Genomic DNA, 13,697 nt, shown 5'->3' with positions numbered 1-13,697 from the left:
CCCATCATACCCTATATCGATACCGGAAAGAAAGTGCGCGTCCGCCATGGACTTCCAGTCCCATGCAAAAAGCCCCGGCGCAAGGCGTCCGGGAGCGGTCGCCGATTGCGTGCGGGGCTAGCGTGCTTATCCCTCGATTATGTACCTCTTGATGCGTCATTAAGAACCGAAGACGAACAAACATATAATGATAGCCGCAAAAAATCCGACCAAGTCCGAAAACAAGCCGACCTTGAGCGCGTACTTGCTCTTGCGGATGCCGACCGCGCCGAAGTATACCGTCAGCACGTAGAGCGTCGTATCCGTGCTGCCTTGAATCGTCGACGAGATCCGGCCGATCAGCGAATCCGGGCCGTACGTCTTGATCAGCTCCGTCGTGAAGGCGAGCGAGCCTGCCCCCGTCAGCGGCCGCAGCAGGCCGAGCGGCAGCACCTCGCTCGGGATGCCGAGGCTGTCGAACAGCGGGCGCAGCAGGCCTGCCAGCATGTCCATGGCCCCTGAGGCCCGGAACATGCTAATGGCCACCATCATGCCGACGAGATGCGGAATAATGTTGATCGCCGTGCCGAATCCGTCCTTCGCACCGTCGATGAACGACTCGTAGACGGGCACGCGCTTGAACGCGGCGTACAGCGGGATGAACACGATCATGAACGGAATCAGCCAGGCGGAGATCGCCGTGACCCACTCATACAACGGCCTCACCCTTTCCTTGGCCGAAGCCTCCGGCCGCCGGTCCCGGCGGCGGCTGCGGCGGACCGGCGCCTCCGCCGTGCGCCGGCGGGGCGTCGCGGCCGGCATCCCTAGGCGGCTTGCGGTTGTACCGATGGCGGTACCAGCGGTCCGCCGCGATCGCCGCCGCCGTCGCGACGAGCGTCGCCGCCAGCGTCGTGCCGACGATCTCGGCGGGATTGACGGAGCCGTACGTCATGCGGATCGCGATCAGCGTCGTCGGCACCAGCGTGATGCTCGACGTATTCAGCGCGAGCAGCGTGCACATGGCGGCGGACGCCGTCTCCTTGTGCGGATTCAGCTTCTGCAGCTCCTGCATCGCCTTGATGCCCATCGGCGTCGCCGCGTTGCCGAGCCCGAGAATGTTCGCGCTCATGTTGCTCATGATATATCCGAGCGCCGGATGCCCCTTGGGCACGTCCGGGAACAAAAACCGGACGGCGGGCTGCAGCAGGACGGCGATTTTGCGCAGCAGACCCGCGTCCTCGCCGACGCGCATGAGCCCGAGCCAGAACACCATGACGCTGATCAGGCCGAAGCTGACCGTCACCCCGCTCTTGGCGCCTTCGAACGCCGCTTCCGTGAGCGCGTCCATGCGCCCGTTCAAGATGGCGGCAACGAAACTGGCCGCGATGAAGAATAGCCAAATGAAATTTACCATCCCGCCGCCTCCTTCCCCCAAACGTTACCGGAGCGGCCCGGCCGCGCTCCGTACGGCCGCGCGCAAGGCCGCGCGTTCGCCCGAGGTCCAAGCCGGCTTATCCGGCAGACTGATCCGCGGGCCGTTCGGATCGTACACCGGCGTCGAGCCGATCTTTTCGTCGCCAACGAACCATTCCAGCGCGCCGCGTTCGCCGAGCAGATACGCCGTCGAGCCGGGGCTCGCGAGCGTCAGCTTGCTGCGCAGCCGCTCCTTCTCGCCTTCGGCGAACGGATAGCGGAGCGTCCGGCCGACGGCGAGCGGATGCCCGCTGACAGGTTGTCCCTTGCGCGCGACTTCGCTCAGCGGATAATGGTTGAAGCCGTAGCTCAGCATCCGCTGGTGGTCATTCCAGTCGTCGCTGTCCCGCAGCGTGACGGCGACGAGCTGCTGGCCGCCGCGCGAAGCCGAGCTGACCAGGCAGCGGAGCGCCTTTTTGGTATAGCCGGTTTTGACGCCGTCCGCGCCTTCGTACAGCGACAGCATTTTGTTTTTATTCATCCAGAGGTAATCCCACTGGTCGTTCGGGTTCGGCGCCGACTTGCGCTTCGTCTTGACGATTTCTTTGAACACCGGGTTTTTCAGCGCGTACGCGGTCAGCTTGGCCAAGTCGTTGGCGGAGCCGTAGTGGCCCTCCGCATCGAGGCCGCTCGGGTTCATGAAATGCGAATTCGCCAGCCCCAGCATCTCGGCCTTGTCGTTCATCAGATGGACGAAGCCCTCCTCGGACCCGCCCACATGCTCCGCGATCGCCGTGGCCGCGTCGTTGCCGGAACGCAGCATCAGCCCGTACAGCAGATTATGCAGGCTCATCTTCTCCCCGCGCCGCAAATAAATCGACGAACCCTCTTTGCCGGCCGCCCGGACGCTCGTCTCGACCATGTCGGACAGCTTGCCGTGTTCGATCGCCACGATGGCGGTCATGATTTTCGTCAAGCTGGCGATCAGCATCGGCTTGTCCCCGTGATAGCTGTACAGCAGCCGGCCGGATTCCACGTCGATCAGCGCGGCGCTCTCCGCTCCCGTCCTTAACTCCGGCGCCGGTTCCGCGGCCGCCGCCGCTCCCGGAAGAAGCAGCATGACGGACGCCGCGACGGCGGCGATTCTGTTCCTGATGCAGGCGAGCCTCATAGATGTCCTCCTTCGGATGTCGGTACTCGTCTTGTACAAGTATATGAACCGGTCCGGGATATATCCCACCTCGTCCTAAAAAAAGAAACCGCCCCGGAACGGACGGTTAGTCGGTAAAGCCGCGGCCCGCCGTCGGCACTCAGCGCACATCCATGCTGTCGATCAGCACGGAATCGACTTCGGCGACGGACGCATGGTCTTTCTTGAACATCGTCTGGATCTTATCGAACACCTGCGGCGCGGAATCGATGACCCGCTCCATCAGATGCGTCTGGTTGTCGAGCGGCACGATGCGCACGCCATGCGTGCCGACAACCAGGAACGCGATCGGAGTGATCGACACGCCGCCGCCGCTGCCGCCGCCGAACGGCATTTGCACGGCCGCGTTGTGCATGTCGGTCCCGCTCATTTTGTTATGGTCGCCCATGCGGATATCGCTGCCGCCCGCCACGAAACCGAAGCCCACCTTGGAGATCGGCATGATGACGCTGCCGTCCGGAGTCTGCACGGGATCGCCAACTATGGTATTTACGTCCACCATTTCTTTGATGTTTTCCATCGCGGTCTGCATTAGGCCTTGAATCGGATGGTCGTTCATCGATAAAGTCCTCCTCGGTTCGAAAAATCGGAAAGCTCTCCTTGCCGTTTCTAGCGTACCCCTGCCGGCATCGCATTATGTAATCAGCCGCGCAGCAATATCCGCTGCCAGCCGACGAGCCCCCTCGGTACGCCTTTGGCTACTTTTTTCATCTTAACCGCGAGCCGGATGCCGGCGTAGAGCGCATAGCCGAACGTAATTTGGGCCGTGAACCGCCCTTCCGTCGTGAAATGCGCGCCTTGGTACACGGGCTGCACCGAGAGCTCTGGATCCGTCTCGAGCCGGACCAGCTGCGACAGCACGCCGATCGTGGTCGTCTTGACGGACCAGGCCGTGCCGGTCGCCATCGCCGTCCACATCGCGTCGCCCGTGCCGACCGCGCTCGCCCATTTCCATTCCGTGATCCGCACGTGGTTCAACGTCCGGCGCACCCAGCCGAGCAGCTCGTCCGTATGCCGCAGAATCGCTTGAGCTTTGTTGATCGAAGACGCAATGTTCTTCGGATCGACATGCGACTTATCCGTGTTCGAGTGGACGCCGCCGATGTTGGCGGCCGTCAGCTCGCGCTTCAGCTCGAGGCCGAACCCCTTCGCCTTCACCACCGGCAGCTGCCAATGGTAATGCACGAGGCCCATCAGCGCGCGAATGCGCAGCTCGGCATCGTCGTTCTCCCCCACCCGTTTGAAATGGCCGCTGATGTTGACCTGCGAGCTCGCGATCACGAGGAGAAGCAAAAAAAAGAGACCTGCCGCGATCATCCATCCGAACGGGTAGCCAAGCATGGCGTTTTCCCCCATTTCCCTACTTTGGTCGGATATAGTATGACCTTGCGGACAAATCTCATTCGGGTTGTTACGGTTCGGATACCCGCTCCGGTTCGTGCTTCGGTTCCTGCGCCGGTTCGCGCTCCGGATTCGGTTCGGGCTCCTCGGACCCATCGCGGCGATTGTCGCCGAGCTCTGCCTCGAGATCGGCCATCGTCATGTCCTCGATTGTCATCTGGCGTCCTTCCAGCCGCTCGAACAGCAGCTGCGTCTGATCCTCCAGATCGTCGTCCGCGATGGACGACGGCTCCGGCAGCGCGTCCAGCCCGGACAAGCCGAAATAATCGAGAAACGACTTCGTCGTGCCGTACAGAATCGGGCGGCCAATCTGCTCGGCGCGGCCCACCTCCTCGATCAGATCCTTGCCGACGAGCGACTGGATCGCCCGGTCGCATTTGACGCCGCGGATCTCCTCGATCTCCACGCGGGTGATCGGCTGCCGGTACGCGACGATGGACAGCGTCTCGAGCGCCGCCTGGGACAGGCTCGAGCGCGTCGGCGAATACGCCATCCGCTCGAAATACGCCGCGTGATCGGGATTGGTCGTCATCCGGTACGCGCCAGCGACCAGTGATACCTGAATGCCGCGCTTCTTGGACTTCAGATCCTTCATCAGATCCTTCCCCAGGTCCGCGGCAACGCCGGCGTCCAGCTGCAGGATGTCCGCGAGCTGCTTGGCCGTCAGCCCTTCGTCCCCCGCCATGAACAGTAATCCTTCAATAATCTGCTTCAACTTCGAATAATCCGCCATCAGCCGTTTCTCCCCTCCAATGCACCACGATATCATCAAATAGGCCGTGCTGAAAACAGCGAATATGTTTCATCTTCATCAGTTCAAGCAGCGCCAGGAACGTCACGACGATCTCGTGCCGGCTCATGTCCTCCCGTATCAGCTTCGAGAAGCGGACGGTTTCGAATTCCCGCAGCACGTCCACGATGTCGCGAATCCGGTCCTTGACCGAAATTTCGTCGCGGTGGATCGTCGCGATGACGTTGCGCCGGGACGCCTTGCGCAGCGCCTTCTGGAACGCCGCGATGAGGTCGGCGACGCTCAGTCCCTTGACGGGATTCTCCGGCACGACCTTCATGAACGGCGTCATGTCCTCCGGCTCCTTCGTATAGACGAGGCTGCGCTCGAATTCCTGCTCCCGAAGCTGCTCCGCGATCTGTTTGTATTTGCGGTATTCCACGAGCTTCGCGATCAGCTCGTCGCGCGGGTCGAGGCCGTCGTCGGGCCATTCTTCGAAGTAGTCGTCCTCGATGACCGGCGGCTTCGGAAGCAGCTGCTTGCTCTTCATCGACAGCAGCGTCGCCGCCATGACGAGGAATTCGCTCGTGACCTCCAGCTCCAGTTCCTGCATCGCATTCAAGTATTCCATGTATTGATCCGTAATTTCGCTGACGGAAATTTCATGAATGTCGATTTCGGCCTTGTCGATCAAATGAAGGAGCAAATCCAGAGGTCCTTCGAACGATTCCAGTTTGTACGTCACCGTCATGCTGCACGCCACTCCCGCCAATGATTAGTTAAAGATCGGACGAATCGCGCATGCGTTACCGCGATCGGCCTTGCGCCCGTTCGGCCTGCCGGCCGGCGACCGGCTTAGCCTTGAAGCGTCTTCGTCAGGTTCGCCATTTCGATGGCGGTCACGGCCGCTTCCCAGCCTTTATTGCCCGCTTTCGTGCCCGCGCGCTCGATCGCCTGTTCGATGGAGTCGACCGTCAGGACGCCGAACACCGTCGGCACGCCGGTTTTGAGTCCGACGGCCGCCACGCCTTTGGCCGCTTCGTTGCAGACGTAGTCGAAGTGCGGCGTGGATCCACGGATGACGGCACCGAGCGTGATGACGGCGTCGTATTTGCCGCTTTCGGCCATCTTTTGGGCGATCAGCGGAATTTCGAACGCGCCCGGTACCCACGCGATATCCACTTCATGGTCTTCCGCGCCGTGGCGCTTGAACGCGTCGAGCGCGCCGCTCAGCAGCTTGCTGGAAATAAACTCGTTGAACCGTCCGACGACGACGCCGTATTTTAACCCTTCGGAAATTAAATGTCCTTCGAATACGTTTGGCATAATGCTGTCATCCTCTCTGAATTAGACCGCTACGGGCCATGTTATCGGTTATTCGGGCTATCGTCAAATTTGAGCAGGTGCCCAAGCTTGTCTTTCTTCGTGTGCAGGTACTGGTCGTTGTCTTCGTTGGCGTCCATCTGGATCGGCACGCGCTCGACGACCTCGAGGCCGTAGCCTTCGAGCCCGCGGATTTTGCGCGGATTGTTCGTCAGCAGCCGCATTTGGCGGACGCCGAGGTCCTTGAGGATTTGCGCGCCGATGCCGTAATCGCGGAGATCCGGCGCGAAGCCCAATTTAATATTCGCGTCGACGGTGTCCAACCCCTGCTCCTGCAGCTGGTACGCCTTCAATTTATTGATCAGGCCGATGCCGCGGCCTTCCTGGCGCATGTAGAGCAGCACGCCGCCCCCGGCTTCGTCGATCTGCCGCAGCGCCGCCTCGAGCTGCGGACCGCAATCGCAGCGGTGGGAATGGAACACGTCGCCGGTGAGGCACTCGGAATGAACGCGCACGAGCGTCGGCTTGGACGAATCGATCTCGCCCTTGACGAGCGCCACGTGCTCCTTATTGTCGACCTCATTCGTGTAAGCGATGGCCCGGAACACGCCGAAGTCGGTCGGCAGATTCACGTCGACGGCCCGCTCGACCAATTTCTCCTTCTCGTTGCGGTAATGGATCAGCGACTCGATGGAAATCAGCTTCAGCCCGTGCTTCGCTTTGAATTCGATCAGATCCGGCAGGCGCGCCATGGAGCCGTCTTCCTTGATAATCTCGCAGATGACGCCCGCGGGCTCTTCGCCGCACATCCGCGCCAGGTCGATGGCCGCTTCCGTGTGGCCGGCGCGGCGCAGGACGCCGCCCTTCTTCGCGATCAGCGGGAAGATGTGGCCCGGCCGGCGGAAGTCGTGCGCCCTCGTCTTCGAATCGATCAGCGCCTTCACGGTGAGCGACCGTTCGTAAGCGGAGATGCCCGTCGACGTCGACACATGGTCGACCGAGACGGTGAACGCGGTGCCGTGGTAGTCGGTGTTGCGCTGCACCATCGGCGGCAGGTCGAGCGCCTCGGCGCGCTCCTGCGTGATCGGCACGCAGACGAGCCCGCGCGCTTCGGTAATCATGAAATTGATGACCTCCGGCGTCGCCTTGCTCGCCAGCGCGATCAGGTCGCCTTCGTTCTCCCGGTCCTCGTCGTCGACGACGATGATCGGCTTGCCCAGCATGAGATCGTATATGGCTTCTTCGATGGCGTCGAAGGCGGACTGGTCGTCCGGCAAGTTTCTTGCTCCCAGATTGCTCATCGCGATCCGCTCCTTTGGCAGGCGGCTTGCCCGCCTGAGTATGGTTTAGAAAAATCCGTTGTCCGCCAGAAACGCGGCGGTGATGTTGCCGCTGCCCTCCGGTTTCCCTTCCTTGGCCTCGTCTCCGCCCTTGTAATGAAGCAGGTGGTCGACGTACTTGCCGAGGACGTCGCATTCGACGTTGATGACGCTGCCCGCGCCCTTATGCTGCAAGGCCGTCTCCTTCAAAGTGTGGGGAATGATGGAGACCGCGAAGCTGTTCCGGTCGGCCGTCGCCACCGTCAGGCTGATGCCGTCGAGCGTGACCGAACCCTGCGGAATGACGTAGCGCATCAGCTTCTCGTCATGCGGCCGGATCGTGAACACGACCGCGTTGGCATCGCTGCCGCGCGCGACGATGTCGGCGGTGCCGTCGACATGGCCCTGCACGATATGGCCGCCGAACCGGCCGCCGGCCAGCATCGCCCGTTCGAGGTTCAGCGGCTCACCGGGGCGAATGTCCTTCAGGTTGGAATGGCGGTACGTCTGCGGCATGACGTCGACCGTGAACGAACGGCTGTCGAACGCCGTGACGGTCAGGCAGACGCCGTTAACCGAGATGCTGTCGCCGAGGGCGACGTCCTTCAGAATGCGGCTCGCCTCAACGACGAGCAGCATCGCCTCGCCCTGCTTATACGACCGCTTCAGCGTGCCGATTTCTTCGATCAGTCCGGTAAACACGTGGTTGCTCCTCCTCTCCATTCGAGCCTCTCGCAGCTTGCTTTGCCGCGTCCGCCGCTATTCGGCTCCGCCTGCGCGGTCGCCCGGCGCGCGGTCGGGATAGCCGCTCACGAAGATGTCGTCGCCGATCCGCTCGACCTGCACGTCGCGGAACGGAATCGCGTGCGCCATCTTCTCGAAGCCTTCGAACTGGAACACGCCCGGCGCGCCGGCTCCGCCGATTACCTTCGGCGCCACGAACAGCAGCAGCTTGTCGATCAGCCCGAGCTCGAGCATGGCGCCGTTCAGCTTGCCGCCGCCTTCGAGCAGGATCGAGCCGATCTCGCGTTCGCCGAGCTTGCGCATGGCGAGTGCGAGGTCGACGCGGGGGCCGTCTCCGCAGCCGATGACCTCGACGCCGGCCGCCTCCAGGGCGGCTCGCTTGCCGGGATCCGCGCCGTCGACCGTCAGCACGATGACGGGCGCCGTCCGGTCCCGCAGCATGCGGGCTTCGAGCGGCAGGCGGAGTTTGGAGTCGACGACGATGCGGACCGGATGCACGGCCGGCACGGACAAGCGCGTCGTCAGCTCGGGATCGTCGACGATCACCGTGTTGGCGCCGACCATGATGCCCGTGTGCCGGTGCCGCAGCGTGTGCGTCATCTCCCTGGCACGCGGCCCGCTGACGTAGCGGCTGTCGCCGCTCTTGGCGGCGAGCTTGCCGTCCAGCGTCATCGCCGACTTCATCGTGACGAACGGCAGCCGCGTGACGATGAACTTGTTGAACATCTCATTCATCCGCTGCGACTCCTGCTCCAGCAGGCCGACCTCGACGGCGATGCCCGCTTCCCGGAGGCGGGCAAGCCCCCGGCCGGCCACCTGCGGGTTCGGATCGGTACAGGCGACGACGACGCGCGCCACCTTCGCTTCGATGAGCCGCTCGCAGCACGGCGGCGTCCGTCCGTGATGGCTGCACGGCTCCAGCGTGACGTAAGCCGTCGCGCCCTCCGCCTGTTCGCCCGCCATGCGCAGCGCGTGCACCTCCGCGTGGCCCTCGCCCCGGCGCAGATGGGCGCCGAGCCCGACGATGCGGCCGTCGCGGACGATCACGCAGCCGACGACGGGATTGATCTCCGTCTGCCCCTGCGCCTTGGACGCCATATCGAGCGCGAGCCGCATGTACGACTCGTCGTTCAACACGTCGATCGAAGACATAATAAAAATCACCCCTCGGCTAAATGTCGCCAACGGGGTGATGAGAGAGCATGCATAAAAGGACGCGTCTGAAGACACATTCAAACAAACTCGGCAACCATGTGAAAAAAAGAACAAGGTTGGCGAGACATGAAAAAATGGAATTCACGAGCCCTCTCCTTCTCCCATCCAGACTATACTGTCGGTCCCGGATTCGCACCAGGTCCACCGCCAAGCAGCCGTGCATGCCCTGGAGGGACTTGCACGCTTGCGAGTCGGGTCACGGACTGACAAAGGAAGACAGCCGCATGTCGCTCAAGCGGAACTGCAGCCCTTTGATCACCGCCGGTTGGGAATTTCACCCTGCCCCGAAGGATTGTCGTAAATACGTTTGTGGAAATGGTACCACTTCGGACTTGAAAATGCAACTTGTTTTGTAGGCTTAATGTCGAACCGTGGCCGCACGTCCCGCGCAAGCCATAAAAAAGGCAGCGCGCGGATCGGTTCCGCGCGCTGCCTTGCTCAAGCTCACACTTCCAAAATTTCGACTTTCTCCATGCGGTCGCGGCCTTGGAACGCGTCGACGTGCTCCATGCCCTTCGCGACTTTGCCGAATACCGTGTGCTGGCCGTCCAGATGCGGCTGCGGCTGGTACACGATGTAGAACTGGCTGCCGCCCGTGTTGCGTCCCGCGTGCGCCATGGCCAGCGCGCCGCGCTCGTGCTTGTTCGGGTTGATCTCGCAGTCGATCGTGTAGCCCGGACCGCCGGTGCCGTTGCCGTTCGGGCAGCCGCCTTGCGCGACGAAGCCCGGGATGACGCGGTGGAATGTCAAGCCGTTGTAGAAGCCTTCGTTTGCCAGCTTCTCGAAGTTCGCGACCGTGTTCGGCGCGTCCTTCTCGAACAGATCCAGGTACACCTCGGCGCCGTTCGCCAACGTGATTTTCGCTTGTTTTGCCATGAGTGGTGGCCTCCTGTCGAAACTGATTATTTCACTGCCGACGTTTGCAAACGCGCCGGAATGACGTCGTTGCCGATAATGTCGTCGAGCGACTCGCGCTTGACGGCGACGTCCGCGGCTCCGTCTTTTACGAACACGACGGCAGGACGGCGAATGCGGTTGTAATTGCTCGCCATGGCATAATTGTACGCGCCCGTGCAGAATACGGCAAGCAAGTCCCCGTTATTGGCCTTGGGAAGCTCCAGATCGATGATCAATTTATCGCCGCTTTCGCAGCATTTGCCCGCGACCGTGACGGTCTCTTCGAGCGGGTCGTTCGCGCGGTTCGCCAGTATCGCCTCGTACTTGGACTCGTACAGCGCCGGACGCGGGTTATCCGTCATGCCGCCGTCGACCGCGATATACTTGCGCACGCCAGGGATGTCTTTGCTTGTCCCGACGGTGTACAGCGTCGTGCCGGCGTCGCCGACCATGCTCCGGCCCGGCTCGACCCAGATTTCCGGCAGCGGGTAATCGCCTGCGGAGAAGTTGGTCTTGATGGCGTCAGTGATCGCCTTGACGTATTGCGCGATCGGCAGCGGCGTGTCGCCTTCCACGTAGCGGATGCCGAAGCCGCCGCCGAGGTTGATGACGCGGAACGTCACGTTCAGCTCGTTTCTGACCTGCATGGCGAAGCCCGCCACTTTGGCGGCCGCCATCGAGAAGCCTTCGACTTCGAAGATCTGCGAGCCGATGTGGGAGTGGACGCCGAACAGCTCCAGGTTCGGCTGGGCGACCGCTTCTTGAATCGCTTTATACGCCGTGCCGTTGCCGAGGTCGAAGCCGAACTTCGAATCGGTCTGGCCGGTGGAAATGTAATCGTGCGTGTGCGCTTCAACGCCCGGCGTGATGCGCAGCAAAATGTTGACGCGCTTGCCTTTGTTCGCCGCGAGGGCGTTCAGCAGGTAGAGCTCGCTGAAGTTGTCGACCACGAAGCAGCCGATGTTGGCGTCGAGCGCCATGTTGATCTCGTCCGGCGTCTTGTTGTTGCCGTGGAAGTGGATGCGCGCCGCCGGGAAGCCCGCCTTCAGCGCCGTGTACAGCTCGCCGTCGGAGACGACGTCGAGCGACAGCCCTTCCTGCTCCGCGATGGAGCACATCGCCATGACGCTGAACGCCTTGCTCGCGTAGGCGACCTGGAATTTCAAGCCCGACGCGCGGAAGGATTCCACGTATTCGCGGGCTCTTTGGCGCACGAGCGCCTCATCTACGATGTAAAGCGGCGTGCCGAACTGCTTGGCAAGCTCCGTCGTGTCGACGCCGCCGATTTCCAAATGGCCTTGTCCATTAATTGTGCTGGTTCCATGTAAGTACATTGAGTTCCCCTCCGCCTTCTGCATAAAAAATGCCCAATCGTGAGATTTGCATCATTTAGCATCAGTATAACGCATTCGCTCCCCCGCCGAAATGGATAATTCCACATTTCATTTGCATTTTTAACTTTGGGGCAGGAGCGGGAGGGCTGTCAATTCGGCATTTTGTCCCGCTGCTGCGCCTTCAGGTAGTTCGGGCGCTTGCGGTTTTGCAGGACGGGCACCCGCAGCAGAATGCCCAGCATGCCCTTGGCGTCGAACGGAACGAACGGCCACATGTACGGCCGGTTGAACGACCGCTGCATGCACAGCATGACAAAGAAGAACGTCGTTGCGACCACGAAGCCCGGCACCTCGAACAGCGCGACCGTGATGATGAGCACGAGCCGGATGATCCGGTTGGCCAGGCCGAGCTCGTAGCTCGGGGTCGCGAACATGCCGATGGCCGATATGGCCATGTACAGCACGACCTCGTTAACGAACAGGCCCGTCTTGACGGCGATATCGCCGATCAGGATGGCGGCGATCAGGGACATCGCGGTCGCGAGCGGGGTCGGGGTATGGATGGCCGCCATCCGCATGAGGTCGACCCCGACTTCGGCCAGGATGAACTGCGCGACCATCGGCAGGTGCCCGGCTTGCTGCGCGCCGATGAAGGCAAGCCCGGGCGGCTTCAGCTCCGGCCGCAGCGTGAACAGGAACCAAAGCGGCAGCAGGAAGAGCGACGCGACGACGCCGATGAAGCGGACCCAGCGCAAATACGTGCCGATGAACGGCGTCTGGCGGTTCTCCTCCGCGTGCTGCAGCAGGTCGAAGAACGTCGTCGGCAATATCATGACGCTCGGTGTCGTGTCGACGAAGATGGCGATATTCCCTTCCATCAGGTGCACCGCGACGGTGTCGGGCCGCTCCGAGTAGCGGACGAGCGGGAACGGGTTCCAGCCCCGCTGCACGGTCGCTTCCTCCAGCTGCTTGTCCGCGAGCGGCAGGCCGTCGACCTTGACCTGCTTGATCTTGTCCTTCATCGACTCCAGCATTTCCTTGTCGACGATGTCGTCGATATAGGCGATGCAGATATCCGTCTGCGTGCGCTCGCCGACCCGCAAGACCTCGTAGCGCAGCTGCTTGTCCCGCAGCCGCCGGCGCACGAGCGTCACGTTGACGAGCATCGTCTCCACGAATCCGTCGCGCGCACCGCGCACGACCCGCTCCAGCGTCGGTTCCTCCGGGTTGCGGGCCGGGAACGCCTTGGCGTCGATCAGCAGCACCTTGTCGTCGCCTTCCACGAACATTGCGGTGCCGCCGGAGAGGACGTTCGTCATCATGTTGTCCCAATCCTGCTCCTCGACGACCTGGATCGCCGGCACGTAGAGCCGGAAGAAGTCATGGAACGACGCGGCGCGGTAATCCTCCGCCTGGAGATACGTCAGCCGCTTGAGCACCTCGGTCAAGATCGTGTCCTTCGCGAACCCGTTGAAGAAGAAGAACGCCACGCGGCGGTCCCCGAACGTCATCTCGCGCAGGACGATGTCGAAGCTCGTCTTATAGCCGACCTCCTCCTCGAGCTTCTGCTTGAAGCCCTCGAGCGAAGCCGGGATCGGCACGGGCTCCTTCGCCTCGTCCGCTTCCTTCGCTTCACGGTCCGGCTTCCGGTGAGCCGCGATCGGGCGCGCGGGAAGCTCCTCCTCGTCCGGATCCGCCGCGGCCGGCCGTACGGAGAGCTCCTCGCCCGCCGCCTCATGCGCTTCGGCCCGCGCTCCGGGACGCCCGCCCGCGCCTGAAGGCGCCGCTGCCCGCTGCGCGGTCAGCGGTTCGGCTTCGGCGAGCCGCTCGCCTTGATGATCCGCTATGGGCAGCTCCGCTTCCGCTTTCCCGCCGGCGTCCGCCTGCCCGATCGGCGCGGCTGCGCCCGCGCCGGGCTTATCATGTTCCGGAGCGCGCTCCCCTTCCCGCATCGGCGCTTCTTCGCGCGTTCGGGCCGCCCCCCAATCGGCCGGAACCGCGTGCGCGCCATGCTCCTCCGGCTCGTCGCCGAAGCCGTTGCCGTCGTCGTGCCAGAACACGTGAACCGGCTTTTTGAATTCGGTCGTGCCCGTTTCTTTATCGCCATGCCCGTTATCGCGCATAATTCCGCC

At 62.5% G+C, this 13,697-nt stretch carries 14 protein-coding genes and 1 riboswitch; all 14 genes read right to left on the bottom strand.

Going from position 1 to position 13,697, the window contains the following annotated elements:
• Positions 1 to 159 precede the first annotated feature (159 nt).
• Positions 160 to 696: a spore maturation protein gene (locus ACFPB1_RS04045; RefSeq protein ID WP_379222151.1), complete on the bottom strand. Its 537-nt coding sequence runs from the start codon at positions 694 to 696 to the stop codon at positions 160 to 162.
• Positions 689 to 1,393: a nucleoside recognition domain-containing protein gene (locus ACFPB1_RS04040; protein WP_379222149.1), complete on the bottom strand. Its 705-nt coding sequence runs from the start codon at positions 1,391 to 1,393 to the stop codon at positions 689 to 691. Before ACFPB1_RS04040 ends, ACFPB1_RS04045 begins: the two co-directional genes overlap by 8 nt.
• A 24-nt stretch (positions 1,394 to 1,417) precedes the next feature.
• Positions 1,418 to 2,563 (bottom strand): D-alanyl-D-alanine carboxypeptidase family protein, encoded by a 1,146-nt coding sequence (locus ACFPB1_RS04035; protein ID WP_379222147.1) that lies wholly within the window; start codon positions 2,561 to 2,563, stop codon positions 1,418 to 1,420.
• A gap of 139 nt (positions 2,564 to 2,702) precedes the next feature.
• Positions 2,703 to 3,161, bottom strand: a complete 459-nt coding sequence (ytfJ, locus tag ACFPB1_RS04030) for a GerW family sporulation protein (RefSeq protein WP_379222145.1) — start codon at positions 3,159 to 3,161, stop codon at positions 2,703 to 2,705.
• A gap of 83 nt (positions 3,162 to 3,244) precedes the next feature.
• Entirely contained in the window at positions 3,245 to 3,943 is a 699-nt protein-coding gene (locus ACFPB1_RS04025; RefSeq protein WP_379222143.1) for a DUF2953 domain-containing protein, read from the bottom strand.
• Between the two features lie 70 nt (positions 3,944 to 4,013).
• Entirely contained in the window at positions 4,014 to 4,736 is a 723-nt protein-coding gene (scpB, locus tag ACFPB1_RS04020; RefSeq protein WP_379222141.1) for an SMC-Scp complex subunit ScpB, read from the bottom strand.
• The gene (locus tag ACFPB1_RS04015; RefSeq protein ID WP_379222139.1) at positions 4,702 to 5,484 is read right to left on the bottom strand and encodes a segregation and condensation protein A; all 783 of its coding nucleotides are present in this window, start codon (positions 5,482 to 5,484) and stop codon (positions 4,702 to 4,704) included. The genes scpB and ACFPB1_RS04015 overlap by 35 nt, the downstream gene beginning before the upstream one ends.
• A 104-nt stretch (positions 5,485 to 5,588) precedes the next feature.
• Positions 5,589 to 6,059 carry a 6,7-dimethyl-8-ribityllumazine synthase gene (gene ribE / locus ACFPB1_RS04010; RefSeq protein ID WP_379222137.1) on the bottom strand — a complete coding sequence of 157 codons (471 nt, stop codon included), beginning with the start codon at positions 6,057 to 6,059 and terminating at the stop codon, positions 5,589 to 5,591.
• 41 nt (positions 6,060 to 6,100) lie between these two features.
• Positions 6,101 to 7,357: a bifunctional 3,4-dihydroxy-2-butanone-4-phosphate synthase/GTP cyclohydrolase II gene (locus tag ACFPB1_RS04005; RefSeq protein ID WP_379222135.1), complete on the bottom strand. Its 1,257-nt coding sequence runs from the start codon at positions 7,355 to 7,357 to the stop codon at positions 6,101 to 6,103.
• Between the two features lie 45 nt (positions 7,358 to 7,402).
• Positions 7,403 to 8,077 carry a riboflavin synthase gene (ribE, locus tag ACFPB1_RS04000; protein WP_379222133.1) on the bottom strand — a complete coding sequence of 225 codons (675 nt, stop codon included), beginning with the start codon at positions 8,075 to 8,077 and terminating at the stop codon, positions 7,403 to 7,405.
• 57 nt (positions 8,078 to 8,134) lie between these two features.
• Positions 8,135 to 9,271, bottom strand: coding sequence for a bifunctional diaminohydroxyphosphoribosylaminopyrimidine deaminase/5-amino-6-(5-phosphoribosylamino)uracil reductase RibD (gene ribD, locus ACFPB1_RS03995; RefSeq protein WP_379222130.1), 1,137 nt, complete (start codon positions 9,269 to 9,271; stop codon positions 8,135 to 8,137).
• A gap of 152 nt (positions 9,272 to 9,423) precedes the next feature.
• Positions 9,424 to 9,630: riboswitch (FMN riboswitch) on the bottom strand.
• A 148-nt stretch (positions 9,631 to 9,778) separates the two neighbouring features.
• The gene (locus ACFPB1_RS03990) at positions 9,779 to 10,210 is read right to left on the bottom strand and encodes a peptidylprolyl isomerase (RefSeq protein ID WP_379222128.1); all 432 of its coding nucleotides are present in this window, start codon (positions 10,208 to 10,210) and stop codon (positions 9,779 to 9,781) included.
• 26 nt (positions 10,211 to 10,236) lie between these two features.
• Entirely contained in the window at positions 10,237 to 11,565 is a 1,329-nt protein-coding gene (gene lysA, locus ACFPB1_RS03985; RefSeq protein WP_379222126.1) for a diaminopimelate decarboxylase, read from the bottom strand.
• Positions 11,566 to 11,714: 149 nt separating this feature from the next.
• Positions 11,715 to 13,688 (bottom strand): spore germination protein, encoded by a 1,974-nt coding sequence (locus ACFPB1_RS03980; protein WP_379222123.1) that lies wholly within the window; start codon positions 13,686 to 13,688, stop codon positions 11,715 to 11,717.
• Positions 13,689 to 13,697 lie beyond the last annotated feature (9 nt).

Source organism: Paenibacillus sp. GCM10023250 (assembly GCF_042653205.1).
In the GTDB taxonomy this organism is placed as follows: Bacteria; Bacillota; Bacilli; order Paenibacillales; family Paenibacillaceae; genus Paenibacillus_Z.
The sequence above is the reverse complement of the archived record's forward strand: the minus strand, read 5'-3'. Positions and strand labels throughout refer to the sequence as shown.

Excerpts from the sequence above, each read along its gene's own strand:
- ACFPB1_RS04040 (WP_379222149.1), bottom strand. The coding sequence starts at position 1,393 with ATGGTAAATTTCATTTGGCTATTCTTCATCGCGGCCAGTTTCGTTGCC.
- ACFPB1_RS04035 (WP_379222147.1), bottom strand. The coding sequence starts at position 2,563 with ATGAGGCTCGCCTGCATCAGGAACAGAATCGCCGCCGTCGCGGCGTCC.
- ytfJ (WP_379222145.1), bottom strand. The coding sequence starts at position 3,161 with ATGAACGACCATCCGATTCAAGGCCTAATGCAGACCGCGATGGAAAAC.
- ACFPB1_RS04025 (WP_379222143.1), bottom strand. The coding sequence starts at position 3,943 with ATGCTTGGCTACCCGTTCGGATGGATGATCGCGGCAGGTCTCTTTTTT.
- scpB (WP_379222141.1), bottom strand. The coding sequence starts at position 4,736 with ATGGCGGATTATTCGAAGTTGAAGCAGATTATTGAAGGATTACTGTTC.
- ACFPB1_RS04015 (WP_379222139.1), bottom strand. The coding sequence starts at position 5,484 with ATGACGGTGACGTACAAACTGGAATCGTTCGAAGGACCTCTGGATTTG.
- ribE (WP_379222137.1), bottom strand. The coding sequence starts at position 6,059 with ATGCCAAACGTATTCGAAGGACATTTAATTTCCGAAGGGTTAAAATAC.
- ACFPB1_RS04005 (WP_379222135.1), bottom strand. The coding sequence starts at position 7,357 with ATGAGCAATCTGGGAGCAAGAAACTTGCCGGACGACCAGTCCGCCTTC.
- ribD (WP_379222130.1), bottom strand. The coding sequence starts at position 9,271 with ATGTCTTCGATCGACGTGTTGAACGACGAGTCGTACATGCGGCTCGCG.
- ACFPB1_RS03990 (WP_379222128.1), bottom strand. The coding sequence starts at position 10,210 with ATGGCAAAACAAGCGAAAATCACGTTGGCGAACGGCGCCGAGGTGTAC.
- lysA (WP_379222126.1), bottom strand. The coding sequence starts at position 11,565 with ATGTACTTACATGGAACCAGCACAATTAATGGACAAGGCCATTTGGAA.
- ACFPB1_RS03980 (WP_379222123.1), bottom strand. The coding sequence starts at position 13,688 with ATGCGCGATAACGGGCATGGCGATAAAGAAACGGGCACGACCGAATTC.